Below are 17,945 nucleotides of genomic sequence, written 5' to 3'. Positions count from 1 at the left end.
TCATTCCACGGCGCAGAGATCGAAGATCGTTTCGCGCAGCCAGCGATGCGCGGCGTCCGCATGGAGGCGGGGATGCCAGATGGCCGTCACCGTGATGTCGGGCGTCGTCACGGGCAGTTCGAACGGCGCGACGCCGTCGAGGGGAGGGCGGTGGATGTCGCCGAAGCCGCCGAGGAGCGCCGACCGCGGTACGAGCCCCAGCACGTCGGAGCGCCGGGCGATATCGATCGCATTCGCATGCGAAGGCACCACCATCGCGACGTTCCGCCGGAGGCCGAGTCGCGCCAGCGCGTCGTCGACGGGACTGGCGAACGACGCTTTACGCGACACCACCACATGCGGATAGGCGACGTAGCGTTTCGCGGTCAGCTTCGTGAGCAGCGGGTGCCCGGTGCGGCACACGCCGACGAAACGGTCGCGGAACAGCATGCGCGTTTTCAGCTCGGGCGCCGCGCTACCGAGCACGCCGATTTCCAGATCGATCGTGCCGTCCCGAAGCGGGAGCGCGTCCTTGTCGGGCTTCGGCACGAACCGGACGAGCACGTGCGGTGCGACGGTCACGATCCTGGCCATGAGCATCGGACCGACCAGCCCGACGAAGCTGTCGTTGGCGCGGATGGTGAACGTCCGCTCCAGCGACGCCAGGTCCAGGACATCGCTCGCTGGCTGGAGCACCGCGCGCGCATCGCGCGTGATGTCGTGCACCCGTCCCGCGATCCGTTCGGCGTAGGGCGTCGGCACCAGCGTCCGGCCCGCGAGCACGAGCAGCGGATCGCCGGTGGCGTCCCGCAGCCGCGACAGCGCCCGGCTCATGGCCGACGGGCTCAGTCCCAGGCGCTGCGCGGCCTTCGTCACGCTGCGCTCGGTCAGCAGCACGTCGAGCGTCGTGAGCAGATTCAGATCCACGTCCTGCATGCCATGTCCCCGAAAGCGCCCGAGCCTTGCGTCCGACGCAATCTACCATTGCTCGCCGCGCGTCTGGTGCAACGACGAGGGCGGACGCAGACTGGTTTCGTCCGCACCGAGGAGGTCCCATGAAACGAGTTGGCATCGAAGAGCACTTCGTGACGACGGAGGTCCTCCACGCATGGAGGGCCGCGGGTCTGGAAGCGACCGATCCGAGCGTGGCCTTCCACGCCGGTCCGATCGAGGGGCGGCTTCTCGACCTCGCGCAGGGCCGCCTCGCGTTGATGGACGAGACCGGGCTGGACGTTCAGGTGCTGTCGCTCACCACCCCGGCGCTGCACGATCTCGGTCCCGAGAGCGTCGAGCTGGCGCGGCGGACCAACGACGCGCTGGCCGCCGCGGTGGCACGTCACCCGGACCGCTTCCAGGCGATGGCCACGTTGCCGGTCTCGATGCCGGAGGAGGCGGCCCTCGAACTGGATCGCTGCGTTCGGACGCTCGGCTTCAAGGGCACGGTGCTGTGCGGCAAGGTCGGCCGGCGCCATCTCGACGACGCCAGTCTTTTCCCGATCTTCCAGAGCGCGGAGGCGTTGGGTGCGCCGATCCTGATTCATCCGCGCACGCCGGACGCCGCGGTGCGCGAGGCCTGCTACTCGGGATTCGCGCCGACGGTCGACGCCGCCTTCGCCACGTATGGCCTCGGCTGGCACTACGACGCGGGGCTCCAGTTCGTCCGGCTCGTGCTCGCCGGTACCTTCGATCGCCTGCCGAAGCTGCAGGTGATCCTCGGGCACTGGGGCGAGGTGGTGCTCTTCTACGCCGAACGGCTGGCGGCGATGGACCGCGTTTCCGGGCTGGCGCACCCCATCGCGTATTACCTGCGGAACAACCTGTACGTCACGGCCAGCGGCATGTTCCTTCCGCACTATCTGAGGCGCGCCGCCGACATCGTGGGCACCGACCGCCTGCTGTTCTCGACGGACTTTCCGTATCAGTACCGCGAAGGCAACGATGCGAGATCGTTTCTCGAGCGCTGCGGCCTTGCCCCCGAGGACATGGCCGCATTCGCCTCCGGCAACTGGGAGCGCCTGACGGCGGCGATGGTGCGGTGATCCGGCATGCCCCGAAAGAGTTAATACTTATTTCATGTACTGGATAGTTGACAAATAGGGGGTCGGGGCGGAGAATTCTGTACCAGGCGGTTCTCTAAAGGGCTGCCCGCCCCGCTCCGGTGCTGGATACCCCTCCCTCCCCCCGCTCCAGCACCGGAGCCCGGCCTTCTTCGAGCGGCCACCCCTTCGCCCGCATATCGGCCCGCCATCCTTGGCGCCGGCCGATTTTTCCTTTTGGGGTCCGGGATCACGCCGCCGAGGCGGGGTGGAACTGGTCTTCCTCGGTCGAGCCCGTGAGTGCCGACAACGAGCTGAGCGAACCGGCGATGACCTGGTTGACCGTGTCGAAGTAGCCCGTGCCCACCTCGCGCTGATGCTTGGCCGCGGTGTAGCCGTCCTTCTCGGCCGCGAATTCCGCTTCCTGCAGTTCGACGTAGGCCGCCATCTGACGATCGCGGTAGCCGCGCGCGAGCTGGAACATCGAGTAGTTCAGCGCGTGGAAGCCGGCGAGGGTGATGAACTGGAACGCGTAGCCCATCTCGCCCAGGCGCTTCTGGAACTGGGCGATCGTGGTTTCGTCCAGGTTCTTCTTCCAGTTGAAGCTCGGCGAGCAGTTGTACGCGAGCTTCTTGCCCGGGTACTTCGCGTGGATCGCCTCGGCGAAGCGGCGCGCCTCGTCCATGTCCGGCGTGGAGGTCTCGCACCAGATCAGGTCCGCGTAGGGCGCATAGGCGAGGCCGCGGCTGATCGCCTGGTCGATGCCCTGGCGCGATTCGTAAAAGCCTTCCACCGTGCGCTTGCCGGTGAGGAACGGCTTGTCGTGATCGTCGACGTCGGACGTGACGAGGCCGGCGCCCATCGCGTCCGTGCGCGCCACGATGAGGGTCGGCACGCCGGCGACGTCGGCGGCGAGACGCGCGGCGACCAGTTTCTGCACCGCTTCCTGCGTCGGCACCAGCACCTTGCCCCCCATGTGGCCGCACTTCTTCGCGCTGGCGAGCTGGTCTTCGAAATGCACCCCTGCCGCACCGGCTTCGATCATGTGCGACATCAGCTCGTACGCGTTGAGCACACCGCCGAAGCCGGCCTCCGCGTCGGCGACGATCGGCACGAGCCAGTCGATGCCGTCCTTGCCTTCCGCGTGATGGATCTGGTCGGCGCGAAGCAGCGTCTTGTTGATCTTGCGCACGACGTTCGGCACGGAGTCGACCGGATACAACGACTGATCGGGGTACATCGTGCCAGCGGTATTGGCGTCGGCGGCCACCTGCCAGCCGGAGAGATAGATCGCCTGGAGGCCGGCCTTCACCTGCTGCATGGCCTGGTTGCCCGTCAATGCGCCCAGCGCGTTGACGTACGGTTTGTCGTGGATCGAGCGCCACAGGCGTTCGGCGCCGCGACGGGCGAGGGTGTACTCCACCTGCACGGTGCCGCGCAGACGGACGACGTCCTCGGCGGTGTAAGGGCGCTCGACGCCGTTCCAGCGGTCGTTGTTGGTCCAGTCGAGCGTGATCTGTTCGGCGGTATGCGTCTTCATCGAAGGCTCCTTGGGGAAACGGGTGATCAGGCGAGGTGTTCGTAGGCGGGCAGGGTGAGGAAGTCGCGGAACTCGTCGGCGTGCGTGAGCGCGGCGATCAGTTCCGCCGCCTCCTTCGCCCGGGCGGCACCGGGGTGCGTGCTGCCGGCGAGCAGGTGTGCGTGTCGCGCGAGCGCGTGGTCGAAAAGGCTGCGCGTGATCGGCGCGTGGTCGCTGAATTCCACCGGGCCGTGATGCAGCCATTGCCAGAGCTGCGCGCGCGCGATCTCCGCCGTGGCGGCATCCTCCATGAGGTTGTGGATCGGCACGCAACCGAGGCCATCGAGCCACGCGGCCGTGTAGCGCAGGCAGACTTCCACGTTGTTGTCGAAGCCCTGGCGAGTGATCGTGCCGATGGCCGGCGCGATCAGCTGGTCGCGGCTGACCTCGACATCGTCGCGTGTGACGTGCAGCTGGTTCGGCGTCGGCATGTGCGCGTCGAAGATCGCCTGCGCGATGGGAACGAGGGCGGGGTGGGCGACCCAGGTACCGTCGTGGCCCGCCGTGACCTCGCGCAGCTTGTCCGCGCGAACCTTCGCCATCGCGGCCTCGTTCGCCGCGTCGTCGCCCTTGATGGGAATCTGCGCCGCCATGCCACCCATCGCGAAGGCGCCACGGCGGTGGCACGTGCGGATGAGCAGTTCGGAGTACGCCTTGAGGAAGGGCACCGTCATCAGCACCTGGCCGCGCTCGGGAAGCAGGCGGTCGGCGTGCGCGCGGAACGTTTTCAGGTACGAGAAGATGTAGTCCCAGCGCCCGCAGTTGAGGCCGACGACGCGTTCGCGCAGCGCATGCAGGATCTCGTGCATCTGGAACACGGCCGGCAGCGTCTCGATGAGCACCGTCACCTTCATGGTTCCGCGCGGCAGCCCGAGCACGCTTTCCGAGTGCGCCATCACGTCGTTCCAGAGCGCCGCCTCTTCCATGCTCTGCAGCTTGGGCAGGTAGAAGTAGGGGCCCCGGTCGCGCTCGTGCAGCGTCTTCGCGTTGAGGAACGCGAAGAAGCCGAAGTCGACCAGCGAGCCGGACATCGTGTCGCCATCCACCTCGGCGTGGCGCTCCGGCAGGTGCCACCCGCGCGGGCGCACCACCAGCACGGCCGGATTGTCGCCCACGCGATATTGCTTGCCGTCGGCATTGACGAATTCGATGCTGCCGTCGACCGCGTCGCGCAGGTTGCGCTGGCCCTCCATCTGGTTCGCCCAGGTCGGCGCGCTGGAATCCTCGAAGTCGGCCATGAACACTTTCGCGCCGGAATTCAGCGCGTTGATGATCATCTTGCGCTCGACGGGACCGGTGATCTCCACGCGACGATCCTGCAGGGCCGCCGGAATGGGGGCGACGGTCCAGTCGCCCTCGCGGATGGCGACCGTGTCCGGGCGGAAGTCCGGGAGGTCGCCGGCGTCGTAGCGCTGCTGGCGGGCGGCGCGCTCGGTGAGCAGGGCGAGACGACGGCGTTCGAAGCGACGGTGGAGGTCGGCGACGAAGCCCACCGCGCCCGGCGTCAGGATGTCGGCATAGGCGTCGGTCCCGTCGCCGAAGCGGGTGCCGGCCAGCGGATCGATCGCGCTCTGGGGAACTGCCATGGACGTGTCTCCGGATCGGGTCTGGAGGTCACGCTAGGACCGGCGCTATGCTTTTGACAAAGCATATGTTTCAAAGGGATGCATTAACGAAATAAATAACTAGTGCAAGCCATTGTCTCAATAGAGGAAAAAGAGTGGTCCGAAAGGTGAATCCAGCCAGAAAGAGTGCCTCGCGGCCTCCGACAGCGACGCCGGCGCCGCGCGGCGCCGGGGACGAGGCTGGCCGGTTCTACTACAAGGGCAACCGCCTCAAGCAGCTCAGGGCATTCGTCTACACCACCCGCCTGGGCACATTGAGCCGCGCCGCCGAAGCGCTGTTCCTGTCCCAGCCGTCGATCAGCCTCCAGATCAAGGCGCTCGAGCGCGAGCTCGGCGCGGTCCTGCTCGAGCGCACCCGGCGGCGCGTGACGCTGACGGATGCCGGCGAGGCGCTCTACGAGATGGCACGCCCGCTGGTGGAAGGATTCGAGGGGCTCGACCGGGAGTTCCACACGAAAACGCGCGGCGCACAGGCGGGCAAGCTCACCGTGGCGGCGGGATCGTCGACGATCCAGTACCTGCTTCCGGAACTGGTGAAGGCGTACCGCGAACGGTATCCCACGGTCCACCTGCAGCTCGCCAACGTGACGGGCAAGGACGGGCTGGCGCTGCTACGTGCCGACGAAGCGGACATCGCCATCGGCTCGATGCTCGACGTGCCGAACGACATCGCATGGGCGCCCGTCTACCACTACGACCCGATGCTCATCATGCCGCCCGACCATCCGCTGGCCGCGCGCGACGACATCCGCCTCGAAGATCTTTCACCCTACGGCCTGATCCTCCCGCCGCAACGCCTCACCACGTTCCGTCTCGTCGACATGGTCTTTCAGCAACGCCGTGTGCCGTACACGGTCGCGATCGAGGTCGGCGGCTGGGACGTGATCAAGCAATACGTGGCGATGGGTCTCGGCATCTCGATCGTCACCGGCATCTGCATCACCGATGCCGATCGCGAGCGGCTCGCCGTGCGCAACCTGCGCCGCTACTTCCCCCAGCGCAGCTACGGCGTCGTGATGCGTAAGGGAAAATTCCTCAGCCCCGAAGCACGCGCGTTCATCGACCTGATCCGCCCGGGACTCCTGACACACCGCGACTACGACGAGCCGGGGCACTCGGAACGGTGAGCCGCTCCGCGTTCGGCTAGACGCGAATATCCACGACCTTGATGCCTTTCATCGAAGCCGCAAGTAGGTTCAGCCCGCGTGCGCTGAACGAGAACTCCGCGTAAATCTGCTCAGCCTCCAGACTTCCCGAGCCGCGAGACATGGCTTTGACCTCCCTTGCCCGATCCCGGACTTCCCGCAGGAAATCGATCGGCGCATCGGGTCGCGGCGTTCCATCGGGTTGAGTCGCCGAGTTGCGGAACTGCCAGTAAACATCGCGTGACATCAGTCCCTCGCGGCGAAGAGCTCCGGCGATCTGCACCAGCTCCGACGGGCGAACGTTCGTGAGGTCAAGTTGCCTGATGGTCTGCTGCAAGCCCTGTGAAAGGTTCTGCGCGACTTTAGCCGGGTCACTACGGCGTTGCCCCAGCTTGCCTAGCGGATCCACCTTCTTGGGCTGCATTTCGAAACGTGCGAACCAGGACGGAATGACCACGAGTTACATCTCGCCAGATTTGCCAGTCGTAAGGATCGGCACTTTGCGAGGCGGAGTATGTCGCCCCAGGCTGTCACTTTCGGCCGTCCGAGTCCGGTGTGCACTCAGGCAGCTCCTGACTTGTGTCCGTTTCGGCCGCGACTTGATTGAGGGCGCTCCACGCCTGGCGCCTTGGCACGTCCTACATGATGGGAAGGCTCTTACCGCTGTCACCGCTACGGCCCTGCGCGTAATTTTTCTCGAGCGCACCTCCGCGCGGCCGGGAGAAGCTCCATGACCATTCGATCTCTACTATGCATGGCGGTCAGCGTGGCGCTGATGGCGACTATGCCTACAGCTGGTGCCCGAAATCCTTCTCATGGGCGAGGGATCAACTGCATCGGCTATCTACCCGAAATGACGATACGGGGCACGGTTCCCGGCCAAGGGCAGCAGGAAGTCCTTGCATGGACCACTACATGCACGAGTGCCTTCTATGCTTCTGCGACGGGTGGCGTCGTAGTCACCGTCGAAGAGCGTACCGCGAGGGGTTGGGAAATGAAGTCATCGGGGGTCTCCGCGTACGTGCCATCGCTCGGGCCGGGGACGTATCGAATCGTTGTGAGGAATCTCATGTTCAATGCCACCGATTTCGCGGTGAAGCATCGACGTGGTATGGGTTGAGCGACGGTAAGATGCGATTGCGCCACGTCGCGACGAACGCTTTCTGTCGTACGTCTCGCGGCACTCGGTGGCTCAGGGTGCGTTCCTGCCCCGACGCAAACAACCTTGCTCAGGCGCCGCGGTGTTTGCCGGTGTAGCCGACGAACATCGCGCGGATGCGCGACATGTCGGCGTCTGGCGTGTCGGTGGCGTGGACCAGCGGGCCGACCGTGAACGTCTTCGACGGGTAATCGATGAAGATGGGGAGGATGGGGACGCCGGCTGCGCGGGCGATGCGGAGGAAGCCCGACTTCCATTGCTTCACCGGTTTGCGCGTGCCTTCGGGCGCGATGCCGAGCCACATGCGGTCGCGGGTCGCGAAGCGGTCCACCATCTGCGCGACGACATCCGTCGCGGCCTTGCGATCGATCGGCACCATGCCGAGACGGCGGACGATCGGGCCGAAGGGGCCGTTGAGCACCTCGCGTTTGATCATCACGCCGAGGTCCAGGCCCATCGCGGACTTCATCAGCAGGCCCCACACGCCGTCCCAATAGGACGAATGCGGAGCGCCGATCACGATCACCTTCGGTAGGTTCGGCAGTTCGCCGACGAGCCGCCAGCCGCTGCGCCGGATCGCCCAGCGGCTGAAGCGCTTCCACCACGAGTCGGGAAGCGACGGGATCTCCGGACCGAGCCGTTCGGGATACGGAGTCAATCGTGGCTCCAGTCGCGCGAGCGTGCGCGCTTGGTCTGACCGCGTTGCGCCTTGCCCGTCAGGCGACGCTCCTTCGATGCGCGCGTGGGCTTGGTGGCGACGCGCTTCTTCGCCACCACGGTGCCCTCCCGGAGGATCTCCGCGAGGCGGTCGCGCGCGTCGTCGCGGTTGCGCGCCTGGTCGCGAAAGCGCCGCGCCTGGATCACCAGCACGCCGGCATCCGTCATGCGCCGGTCCTTGCGCGCGAGCAGGCGCGCGCGCACGTCCTCCGGCAGCGACGGCGATCCGGCGACGTCGAAGCGTAGTTCGACCGCGCTCTCCGTCCGGTTCACGTGCTGGCCGCCGGGGCCATCGGCGCGCGTGAAGCGTTCGACGAGTTCGCTGTCGGGAATCGCGATGGTGGCGGTCACGATGAGCATGTGGCGCGGATTCTAGCAGCGAGGGGCGGACAGGCGGCGTGACCGTCGCTGCGCACCGCTGTTGGAGCGCACCTGGGCGCGATAGGGGTGCTTGCCGCGAGCACCCCTATCGCGCCCGGGTGCGCTCCAACGGGGAAGACCTTGCGCTCAGGCCGCGTCGTGCCAGCGGCCGTACGCCTCGCGCCAGCCGAACTGGTCGAGCAGGCGCGTCCACGTGGCATCGGGCCCGGCGCGCACGATCATCCGCTCCGCGGTCACCGGGTGCTCGAACGAGAGCGACGCCGCGTGCAGCAGGAGCCGGTGCGACGCGAAGTGGATCTTGAACAGACGGTTGTGGTCGCCGCGCCCGTGCTGGCTGTCGCCGACGATCGGGTGATGGATATGCGCGAAGTGCTTGCGGATCTGCCGGAAGCGCCCCGTCCGGGGCTCGGCGGCGACCAGCGAGTAGCGTTGCTTCTCGTAGCGGCCGAGCGGGATGTCGACTTCGACGGTGCCGAGGCGCTCGTAGTCGGTGGTCGCGTCACGCCGTGGCCCGGTTTCGCGCGAGCCCGGCAGGGGATAGTCGATCGTCCCCTCGGTGGGCTCGGGCCAGCCGCGCACGACCGCGGCATAGCGTTTGTGCACGGTGCGACCCATGAACTGTTCGCCGAGACGGCCGGCGATGTCGGCCGAGCGCGCGACGAGCAGGACGCCCGATGTCGCACGATCCAGCCGGTGCGCGAGGTGCAGCGGACCTTCCACCTGTTCGCGCAGAAGGTCGATCAGGAAGGCGTCGTCGGGACCGACGAACTTCGACCGGTGAACGGCGAGATTCGCGGGCTTGTCGACGGCGACGATGTCGCCGTCCTGATAGAGGATGCCGAGCACCGGTCAGGACGCGCGGCGCGGCCAACCCGCGACGAACGCGAGCACACCGGCGATCGCGGTGACGGCGGCGGGCCAGGTGCCGCGCGGTGCGAGCGTGCCGATGAGCGCCGCGCACACGAGCAACGACGCACCCAGCAGGCCGCACGCGACGAGCCGGCGCATGCGCTGCGCGTCGTCCCGCGCGAGGGCCATCGCCAGCGGATCGGCCACCTGGCGATGCTCGCCGCGCGCGACCTGGCGAAGCGCGTCGCGTACGAGCTCCGGCATCCGCGGCGCCGACTGCACCCACTCGGGCAGGCGCCGGCGCACGTCGCGGAGCGTCGCGCGCATGCTGTAGCGCTCACGCAGGATCCGGCGCAGCACGGGATGCGCGACGGCCCAGATGTCGATGTCCGGATCGAGCATGCGACCGACGCCTTCGATGTTCAGCAGCGTCTTCTGCAGCAGGATCAGTTGCGGCTGAAGCGTGAGCTCGAAGCGGCGCGCGGTCTGGAACAGCTTCACCACCAGCTCCGCAATCGAGATCTGCGAGAGCGGGCGCGTGAAGTACGGTTCGCACACGGTGCGCACGGCGGCTTCGAGCTCGTCGAGGCGGATCGTCGAGGGCATCCAGCCGGCGGCGACGTGCAGCTGCGCGATGCGCGCGTAGTCGCGTTCGAACAGCGCGATGAAGTTCTCCGCGAGCCAGAACTGGTCGGCCTCGGGCAGCGATCCCATGATGCCGAAGTCGAGCGCGATGAAGCGCGGTTCCTCGATGCGCGACGTGTCCACCCAGATGTTCCCGGGATGCGCGTCGGCGTGGAAGAAGTTGTCGCGGAACACCTGTTCATAGAACAGGCGCACGCCCTTTTCGGCGAGCTGCTTGCGGTCGAGGCCGGCGGCGTCGATCGCCGCGATGTCGTCGGCGCTGACGCCGCGCACGCGTTCGAGCGTCAGCACGCGCTCGGTACTGAAATCCCAGTGGACCTCGGGAACGTACAGGTCGACGCCGCTCGCGAAATTGCGTCGCAGCAGGCTCGCGCTGGCGCCTTCGCGCTGCAGGTCGAGCTCGTTGGAGAGCATCTTCTCCACTTCCGCCACAACTTCGAGCGGCCGGATCTTGTCGGCGTTCGGATGCCAGCGTTGCGCGAGCTCGCCGAGCGCATGCAGCAGGTCGATGTCGCGGGCGATGCGCTTGTCGATCCCGGGACGCAGCACCTTCACCACGACCTCCCGGCCGTCGTGGAGCGTGGCGGCGTGCACCTGCGCGATGGATGCGGAAGCGAGCGCGACTTCATCGAACGTCGCGTAGAGCGTCGTCACCGGCGCCTTGAGTTCGCGTTCGACGATGGCGCGCGCCTCGGCGCCGGGGAACGGCGGCACCTGGTCCTGCAGCAGCGCCAGCTCGTCCGCGACGTCCGCCGGAACGAGATCGCGCCGCGTCGAAAGCACCTGGCCCGCCTTGACGAAGATGGGGCCGAGCTCCGTGAGGGCGAGGCGCAACCGCGCGCCGCGCGACAGTCCGCGCGTGTCGGCCGGTGCGCCAGGAAAGAACGGGCGGACGAGTTTCAGCGGGCGATAGAGGTGCGCGCCGTCGACGAGTTCGTCGAGCTGATACTTGAGCAGGACGGCCGCGACGCGGAGGAGACGCGGGGCGAGGCGCAGCGACGTCATGCGCCGCCTCCCTTCAATGTGCGCTCCAGCCGGGCGAGGCGTGCCTCCGCCCGTTCGGTGCGCTCGCGCAGCGCGTCGACGCCGTCGAGGAAGATGTCCATCTCACCGGGTGCCACGGCCACGCGCGCTTCGTCCCGAAGCCAGTCGGCCGTATCGCCCGTGAGATGGGACGCGGTTTCCTTCGCATGGCCGAGCCCCTCGCGGAACGCCCTGGCCAGCGGCACGCCGATCACGTCGCCGAACGTCTTCGCGAAGGCTTCCTCGACGTCGGGCGCGTACTGCCGGGCGAGGCGTTCGAGGCGCCGCGCCAGTTCGGCATCGCCCGCGATATCCACCTTGCCCGGGGCCACGCTGTCGTCGTCGCCGCGCAACGCCATGGCGAGCAGGCTGCCGGGCGACGCCGTGACGCGCAGGCTGCCGCCTTCCTCGGTCGGGCCGACGCGCAGGCGTCCCTTTTCGACCGAGATCCGGATGGCGAGCTCCGGTCCGCTGAGGTGCACCTGCACGCTGCGGCCGTCGAGCGCGTCGAGGCGGGCACGGGTGTCGGGGTCGAGGTCGACGGCGCGGTTCAGCGCGGCCTCCATCGCCCGGCCCGCGAGGACGCGTAGCGGGCGGGGCAGGAACGAGGTGGGGCCGGCGTCGGCCTTCGGGCGATCGGGAGTCATGCCCGGATTGTAGCTTGGCGGGTCCGCTCCCATGCGTGGAGGCGGTGTGCACGGTGTCGCGGGTTTAGGGCGCGGCGCCTTCGAAGCCGTTCTGCCGCCATGCCTCGAACACCGCCACGGCCACCGCGTTGGACAGGTTGAGGCTGCGGTTGTCGGGACGCATCGGCAGACGGATGCGCTGGTCCTCGGGCAGGGCGTCGATCACCTCATCCGGCAGGCCCGCGGTCTCGCAGCCGAATAGGAAGGCGTCGTCGTCGCTGTAGACGGGCGCCGTATGCAGCCGGCGGCCGCGGGTCGAAAACGCGAAGACGCGTGGGTGCCCGATCGCGGCGAGGCAGGCGTCGAGGTCGTCGTGCACGGCGACGCGGGCGAACTCGTGGTAATCCAGTCCGGCGCGGCGCAGGCGGGTGTCGTCCAGCTCGAATCCAAGCGGTCGTACCAGGTGCAAAGCCGCGCCGGTATTGGCGCACAGGCGAATCACGTTGCCCGTATTGGGCGGTATCTCGGGGCGGAAAAGGATGACGTGGGGCATGCCCCCATTATGACGCCGAGCGCGGGCAGACGATGCCGTCGGGCGGCAGGGCGCAGCTCGTCGCCGTCAGCGTGGCCGTCTGGCCGACGCCGGCCAGCTGGATGGGCTCGCCGGCGTACGTGAGCATGTTGCCCAGGATCAGGCCGCAGACCAGCAGCGAGGCGACGAGCAGGCTGCGGAGCATCAGGAGTTCGTGTTTCATGGTGTCGGTTCCTTGATCGAAGATTCTTGGAGGTCAGAACATCTGGCCGAGGGTCAGGCCGCAGACGAGCATCGAGGTCACGAGCAGGCTGCGCAGCATCAGCATTTCGTACTTCATGGCGTTCTCCTCATCGTGTGCCGGGTCGAGAGCCGACCGGCTTGGCACGGTTAGTAACGCAAACGCCGTGCCAGCCTTTAAGAGGCTGCAATCAGCTGATTCGCATGAGGTTTGTCAGGTCGGTCCGCGTGCGCGGGCTGTCCGCGGACACTGACCACGCGTCAACGGACACCGTCCGTACACCTGTCATGACGCCGATTGCGTCCGGAGGACCGGGCGGGCTAGCCTCCGACGGTCGGGACCACGAGGGTCCCTCGAGGAGTGCTACATGAAGAAACGCTATGCCCTGCTCGCGGCAGGGCTCATGTTCCTGGTCGGCAACGCTTTCGCCGCACCCGCATCCTCCGATGCCATCCCCGATATCCCCTTTACGCGTCTCCAGCTTCCGAACGGGCTCACCGTGGTCGTCCACGAGGACCACAAGGCGCCGGTCGTCGCGGTCAGCATCTGGTACCACGTCGGCTCGGCCGACGAGCCGGCCGGCAAGACCGGCTTCGCGCACCTGTTCGAGCACCTGATGTTCTCCGGCTCGGAAAACCGCAAGGGCACCTACTTCCAGCCGTTCGAGCTCGCCGGCGCCACCGACATGAACGGCACCACCTGGTTCGATCGCACCAACTACTTCGAGACCGTGCCCACCACCGCGCTCGACATGGCGCTGTGGATGGAGTCCGATCGCATGGGCCACCTGCTCGGCGCCATCGGCCAGAAGGAACTCGACACGCAGCGCGGCGTGGTGCAGAACGAGAAGCGCCAGGGCGAGAACCGACCCTACGGCCGCGTGGACGAGAACATCCTCGTCAACACCTATCCGGCCAACCATCCCTACCACCACGACACCATCGGTTCGATGGCCGACCTCGACGCGGCCTCGCTGGCGGACGTGAAGAAGTGGTTCCACGACTACTACGGCGCCGCGAACACCACGCTCGTCCTGGCCGGCGACATCACCGTCGCCGAGGCGAAGGCCAAGGCCGAGAAATACTTCGGCGACATCCCCGCCGGCCCGCCGGTGCCGCGCCAGCAGGCGTGGATCACGCCGCTGCAGACGTCGACGCGAGGCACCCAGCACGATCAGGTCGCGCAGACGCGCATCCTGCGCACGTGGGTCGTGCCGCAGCTCGGCACCGACGACGCCATCCAGCTCGACCTGGCCACCACCGTGCTCGGCGGCGGCAAGACCTCCCGTCTCTATCAGCGCCTCGTTTACCAGGACAAGCTCGCCGACGACGTCAGCATGGGCATCTCGCCCTTCGCGCTCGCCAGCCAGGTGCAGCTGAGCGTCGACGTGCGCAACGGCGTCGACCCCGCGAAGGTGGAAGCCGCCATCGCGGAAGTCTGGAAGGACTATCTCGCCAAGGGCCCCACGGACGATGAGCTCGCTCGCGCCAAGGTCGTCAACCGCGCCGGGTTCGTGCGCGGGCTGGAAAAGGTGGGCGGCTCGGGCAAGGCGGCGATCCTGGCCGAGGGCCAGGTCTACCGGAACGATCCCTCGGCGTACAAGAAAGACCTCGCCCGCGCGCAGGCCGCCACGGTCGGCTCGGTGCTGACGGCCTCGAAGACCTGGCTCGCGAAGGGCGACTACACCCTCACCGTGCTGCCCGCCGCACCCGGCTTCGATCCGGCGGCCGAGGACAAGGCGGTCAAGGGCCTGGGGCCGGCGGACCATCGCCCGGACGCCGTCATGCCGAAGCCGGCCGACTACACGGTGGCGAAGTCCACCGTGGATCGCTCGAAGGGCGTGCCGTCGGTCGACACCTTCCCCGACCTCGTCTTTCCCAAGCTGCAGCGCGGCAAGCTGAAGAACGGCATCGAGGTGATCCTCGCCGAGCGGCATACGGTGCCGATCACGCAGGTACAGCTCCTCTTCGACGCCGGCTACGCGGCGGACCAGGGCCGCAAGCTCGGCACCGCCAGCTTCACGTCGACCCTGCTCGAGGAAAGCACGACCTCGCTCGATTCGGTGGAAGTCGCCCGTCGCAAGGAGCGCCTCGGCGCCTTCGTCAGCGCGAACTGCACGCTCGACACCTGCGGCGTCGGCCTCAACGCGCTGAACGAGCAGCTGACGCCGTCGCTCGAACTGTTCGCGGACATCGTCCGCAACCCCGCGTTCAAGGCGGACGACATCGAGCGCATCCGCGGCCAGTGGCTCGCGGGCATCGCGCAGGAAAAGACGGAGCCTACCGGCCTCGCGCTGCGTTCGTTGCCGCCGCTGCTTTACGGCAAGGATCACGCGTACGGCATTCCGTTCACGGGTAGCGGCACGGAATCGGCGATCAAGTCGCTGAAGGCCGCCGACCTCGTCGCTTTCCAGCGCGATTACCTGCGGCCCGACAACCTGCGCATCCTGGTCGCGGGCGACACGACGCTGGAAGCGATCCTGCCGCAACTCGACGCCGTGTTCGGCGACTGGACGCCGCCCGCGACGCCGGTGCCGAAGAAGAACATCGGTCAGGTCGCCGTCCAGCCGAAGCCGCGCGTGTTCCTCATCAACCGCACGGACGCGCCGCAGTCACTGATCCTCGCGGGCCTGCTCGCGCCGTCGACCAAGGCGCCGAACGCGCTCGACCTCGGCATCGCCAACGGCGCCTTCGGCGGCACGTTCACGTCGCGACTGAACATGAACCTGCGCGAGGAGAAGCGCTGGGCATACGGCGCGGGTAGCATGCTCTCCGATGCCAAGGGCCAGCGCCCGATGCTCTTCTACGCTCCGGTGCAGACCGACAAGACCGCCGAATCCGCTGCGGAAATCCTCAAGGAATCGAAGGACGTCATCGGGGCCAAGCCGCTGACGGACGACGAGATCGCGAAGATCCGCGCGCAGCGCGTGCGCGCCTTGCCCGGCAGCTACGAGACCACCAGCGCCGTGCTCAGCGCCCTCTCCGGCATCGTGATCTACGACCGTCCGGACGACTACGTGCAGACGCTCAAGTCGCGCATCGAAGGCGTGGACCGCAAGGATGCCGAGGCCGCGCTGTCCGCGGTGATCCGGCCGGACGCGATGACGTGGGTGATCGTCGGCGACCTGCGCAAGATCGAGGCGCCGGTGCGCGCGCTGAACCTCGGCGAGGTGCACGTGATCGACGCAGACGGCAATCCTGCGAAGCCGGTCAAGTCACCCGTCGACTCGAAGGCGGCGGCAAAGCACACGCCGTCGACGCCCGCCGCGGGAGAGTGAGCGACACGGTGGCGCGATCGCAAGCGTCGCGCCACCGCCCTCATCCCGTTAGCATTAGCGCCGATCGATTTCCCCGGAGTTCCGCCATGCGCAAGTACCTCGTCTTCCTCGCCCTTCCGTTCGCACTCTCCGCCTGTAACTGGGGCATCAAGCTCGACGACAACGCACGCAACATCCGCACGGCATGGAACGGCGACGTCGGCAGCTGCCGGGAGCAGGGCAAGGTCACAGTGTCGGTGATGAACCGCGTCGGCCCCGTCGATCGCAGCGACCTCAAGGTGCGCGACGAACTCGAAGTCCTTGCGCGCAACGAAGCCGCGAAGATGGGCGCCGACACGATCAAGCCCCTCGGCGAGCCGCGCGACGGCTCGCAGGACTGGGCGGCCTACACCTGTGGCACCCGTAGCCTGCCGGCGTCCCCGTCGGCGGCACCGGCAACGCAGCCCGCCAATCCGGCACCGCAGGGCGGTTTCGAAACGGTTCCGCTTAAGAACTGATTCCGGAGCGCTTCGCTCGCGACCCGGCGCGTCAGCGTGACGCGCCGGCCGCCGAACAACCCTGCACGAGGCCTTCGTCGAACCATTCGCGCAGCAGCGTGCCGGCCTCGGCCGCCACGTCGGCGGCCGGTACCTGGGTGCCGAGCCAGACGCATACCTCGCCAAACGTCGCCCCCGACATGGCCAGCGACAGGCAGGCGGCATCGCGCGACGGCAGCGTGGCGAAACGTGGGGCGAGGTGCCGGCGCCACACGCGTACCGTGGCGGGTTCCGTCAGTGTGACGGCATCCGGAGCGGGCGACGACGCGGCGAGCGCGGCCCATATCGTCGCGGCGTTCGTGTGCAGTCGGTGGAGGCGTACCGTCGGCACGAAGCGGAACGTCGCCTCGCTCCAGTCATCCACGGGGCAGTCGCGCAGTGCGATGGACGGGACATCGGGGCCATAGAAGGCATCCCTGAGTGCCTCGTCGATCCAGGCCACCTCGGCGACCGCTAGAGTCGCCCCCGAACGTTGAAGGAAATCCGGGAACGTGGCGCCATAGCCGTTGAGGCTCCACGCGTGCGAGGGATGGCCTTCCGCGTACGCATGGGCCATGGCCGCGAAACGCTCGTGGCCAAGCAGGCGTTCGGTGCGTTCGAAGGTGTCGCGCAGGGCTTCCACGAGGCCGCCGCGGTAATTGCCGAGATGCACGCGCCATCCGCGCGCATCGGCGACCGGCGGCTCGCCGCCGTCGAGGAGCGAGCCGACGAACCGGCGCTGCAGCAGGGCGAGGGTCATGCCGCCACGCGGGCCGACGCGCCGGCGATGCGACGTGCTTCGTCGAGCTCGTCGAGTAGTGTCGCCAGGGGCGGAATGTTTCCGTCTCGCTCGATCATGGTCGCGACGGGGCCGAGGCGTTCCATGAAGCGGGCATACAGATCCCACACCGGTGACGGGACGGGCGCATCGTGCGTGTCCACGAGGAGATCCTCTCCCCGACTGTGGCCGGCCAGGTGGATCTGCCGGATCCGGTCGACGGGCAGCGTATCGAGCCAGTCCTCGACACGCTGGCCATGGTTCGTCGCGCTGACCACGATGTTGTTGACGTCGAGCAGCAGATAGCACCCTGTGCGGGCGCAGAGTTCGGCGAGGAACGACGCTTCGGTCATCGCGCCGTCGAACGAAAGGTAGGTCGATGGGTTCTCGACGACGAGGGGCCGGCCGAGCGCCTCCTGCGCCACCATGATGTTGCGTGCGACGACCTCCAGCGCCTCGTCGGTGTACGGCAAGGGAAGGAGGTCGTGCGTGTGGATGCCATCGACGCCGGTCCAGCACACGTGGTCGGAGACCCAAAGGGGATCGAACCGGTCCGCGAGGAGGCGCAGGCGGCGAAGGTAGGTCGCGTCGAGCCCGTCGACGGCGCCGAGGTTCATCGACACACCGTGCAGCGCGAGGCGGTAGCGCGTACGCACCTGCTCGAGTACGTGCAGCGGCTTGCCGCCGTCGACCATGAAGTTTTCCGAGATGACCTCGACGAAATCGAGCGGCTGCCGGGCTTCGAGCACGTCCGCGTAGTGCGGCACGCGCAAGCCGAGGCCGAAACCGGCGAAGGAAGGAAGTGCGGACGGTGCCATCGTGCTCTCCTCGAAGGCCC

The 17,945-nt window shown here is 67.7% G+C and carries 18 protein-coding genes; 4 read left to right on the top strand and 14 right to left on the bottom strand.

The window, feature by feature from the left end:
* Nucleotides 1-915, bottom strand: coding sequence for a LysR family transcriptional regulator (locus BMY69_RS15505; protein ID WP_090179883.1), 915 nt, complete (start codon nucleotides 913-915; stop codon nucleotides 1-3).
* 119 nt (nucleotides 916-1,034) lie between these two features.
* On the opposite strand from BMY69_RS15505, the gene BMY69_RS15500 reads away from it, so the two are divergent.
* Nucleotides 1,035-2,018, top strand: coding sequence for an amidohydrolase family protein (locus BMY69_RS15500; protein WP_090179880.1), 984 nt, complete (start codon nucleotides 1,035-1,037; stop codon nucleotides 2,016-2,018).
* A 247-nt stretch (nucleotides 2,019-2,265) separates the two neighbouring features.
* Here BMY69_RS15500 and aceA read toward each other — a convergent pair whose 3' ends face one another.
* Both aceA and aceB read right to left on the bottom strand, forming a co-directional pair.
* Complete coding sequence (gene aceA / locus BMY69_RS15495; RefSeq protein WP_090179877.1) at nucleotides 2,266-3,555, bottom strand: isocitrate lyase; 1,290 nt, start codon at nucleotides 3,553-3,555, stop codon at nucleotides 2,266-2,268.
* A 26-nt stretch (nucleotides 3,556-3,581) separates the two neighbouring features.
* Nucleotides 3,582-5,180, bottom strand: coding sequence for a malate synthase A (gene aceB, locus BMY69_RS15490; RefSeq protein WP_090179876.1), 1,599 nt, complete (start codon nucleotides 5,178-5,180; stop codon nucleotides 3,582-3,584).
* Nucleotides 5,181-5,326: 146 nt separating this feature from the next.
* Here aceB and BMY69_RS15485 point away from each other — a divergent pair, with 146 nt between their 5' ends.
* Complete coding sequence (locus BMY69_RS15485) at nucleotides 5,327-6,346, top strand: LysR family transcriptional regulator (protein WP_177191199.1); 1,020 nt, start codon at nucleotides 5,327-5,329, stop codon at nucleotides 6,344-6,346.
* A 16-nt stretch (nucleotides 6,347-6,362) separates the two neighbouring features.
* Here the strand turns inward: BMY69_RS15485 and BMY69_RS15480 are convergent, their stop codons facing one another.
* The 9 genes from BMY69_RS15480 to BMY69_RS19945 all read right to left on the bottom strand — a co-directional run bounded on the left by BMY69_RS15480 (nucleotide 6,363) and on the right by BMY69_RS19945 (nucleotide 12,684).
* Entirely contained in the window at nucleotides 6,363-6,788 is a 426-nt protein-coding gene (locus BMY69_RS15480) for a hypothetical protein (protein WP_090179871.1), read from the bottom strand.
* An 805-nt stretch (nucleotides 6,789-7,593) separates the two neighbouring features.
* Nucleotides 7,594-8,181, bottom strand: a complete 588-nt coding sequence (locus tag BMY69_RS15475; RefSeq protein ID WP_255364578.1) for a 1-acyl-sn-glycerol-3-phosphate acyltransferase — start codon at nucleotides 8,179-8,181, stop codon at nucleotides 7,594-7,596.
* Entirely contained in the window at nucleotides 8,178-8,600 is a 423-nt protein-coding gene (arfB, locus tag BMY69_RS15470) for an alternative ribosome rescue aminoacyl-tRNA hydrolase ArfB (protein ID WP_090179865.1), read from the bottom strand. The genes BMY69_RS15475 and arfB overlap by 4 nt, the downstream gene beginning before the upstream one ends.
* A gap of 147 nt (nucleotides 8,601-8,747) precedes the next feature.
* Nucleotides 8,748-9,467, bottom strand: a complete 720-nt coding sequence (locus BMY69_RS15465) for a pseudouridine synthase (protein ID WP_090179863.1) — start codon at nucleotides 9,465-9,467, stop codon at nucleotides 8,748-8,750.
* Nucleotides 9,468-9,470: 3 nt separating this feature from the next.
* Entirely contained in the window at nucleotides 9,471-11,120 is a 1,650-nt protein-coding gene (gene ubiB, locus BMY69_RS15460) for a ubiquinone biosynthesis regulatory protein kinase UbiB (protein WP_090179859.1), read from the bottom strand.
* Nucleotides 11,117-11,785, bottom strand: coding sequence for a ubiquinone biosynthesis accessory factor UbiJ (locus BMY69_RS15455; protein WP_090179856.1), 669 nt, complete (start codon nucleotides 11,783-11,785; stop codon nucleotides 11,117-11,119). Before BMY69_RS15455 ends, ubiB begins: the two co-directional genes overlap by 4 nt.
* Nucleotides 11,786-11,849: 64 nt before the next feature.
* Nucleotides 11,850-12,317 (bottom strand): tRNA (cytidine(34)-2'-O)-methyltransferase, encoded by a 468-nt coding sequence (locus tag BMY69_RS15450; RefSeq protein WP_090179853.1) that lies wholly within the window; start codon nucleotides 12,315-12,317, stop codon nucleotides 11,850-11,852.
* 7 nt (nucleotides 12,318-12,324) lie between these two features.
* Nucleotides 12,325-12,519 (bottom strand): hypothetical protein, encoded by a 195-nt coding sequence (locus tag BMY69_RS15445; RefSeq protein ID WP_090057661.1) that lies wholly within the window; start codon nucleotides 12,517-12,519, stop codon nucleotides 12,325-12,327.
* A gap of 33 nt (nucleotides 12,520-12,552) precedes the next feature.
* Nucleotides 12,553-12,684, bottom strand: coding sequence for a hypothetical protein (locus tag BMY69_RS19945; RefSeq protein ID WP_255364576.1), 132 nt, complete (start codon nucleotides 12,682-12,684; stop codon nucleotides 12,553-12,555).
* 220 nt (nucleotides 12,685-12,904) lie between these two features.
* Here BMY69_RS19945 and BMY69_RS15440 point away from each other — a divergent pair, with 220 nt between their 5' ends.
* Both BMY69_RS15440 and BMY69_RS15435 read left to right on the top strand, forming a co-directional pair.
* The gene (locus BMY69_RS15440) at nucleotides 12,905-15,814 is read left to right on the top strand and encodes a M16 family metallopeptidase (protein ID WP_090179850.1); all 2,910 of its coding nucleotides are present in this window, start codon (nucleotides 12,905-12,907) and stop codon (nucleotides 15,812-15,814) included.
* An 86-nt stretch (nucleotides 15,815-15,900) separates the two neighbouring features.
* Nucleotides 15,901-16,311, top strand: coding sequence for a DUF4156 domain-containing protein (locus BMY69_RS15435; protein ID WP_090179848.1), 411 nt, complete (start codon nucleotides 15,901-15,903; stop codon nucleotides 16,309-16,311).
* Nucleotides 16,312-16,342: 31 nt separating this feature from the next.
* Here BMY69_RS15435 and BMY69_RS15430 read toward each other — a convergent pair whose 3' ends face one another.
* Nucleotides 16,343-17,089 carry an HvfC/BufC N-terminal domain-containing protein gene (locus BMY69_RS15430; RefSeq protein WP_090179846.1) on the bottom strand — a complete coding sequence of 249 codons (747 nt, stop codon included), beginning with the start codon at nucleotides 17,087-17,089 and terminating at the stop codon, nucleotides 16,343-16,345.
* Nucleotides 17,086-17,925, bottom strand: a complete 840-nt coding sequence (locus BMY69_RS15425) for an MNIO family bufferin maturase (protein ID WP_090180031.1) — start codon at nucleotides 17,923-17,925, stop codon at nucleotides 17,086-17,088. The genes BMY69_RS15430 and BMY69_RS15425 overlap by 4 nt, the downstream gene beginning before the upstream one ends.
* Nucleotides 17,926-17,945: the final 20 nt, after the last annotated feature.

Source organism: Luteibacter sp. UNC138MFCol5.1, assembly GCF_900110505.1.
In the GTDB taxonomy this organism is placed as follows: domain Bacteria; phylum Pseudomonadota; class Gammaproteobacteria; order Xanthomonadales; family Rhodanobacteraceae; genus Luteibacter.
Note: the sequence above shows the minus strand (reverse complement) of the source record. Positions and strands in the feature narration are given on the sequence as shown.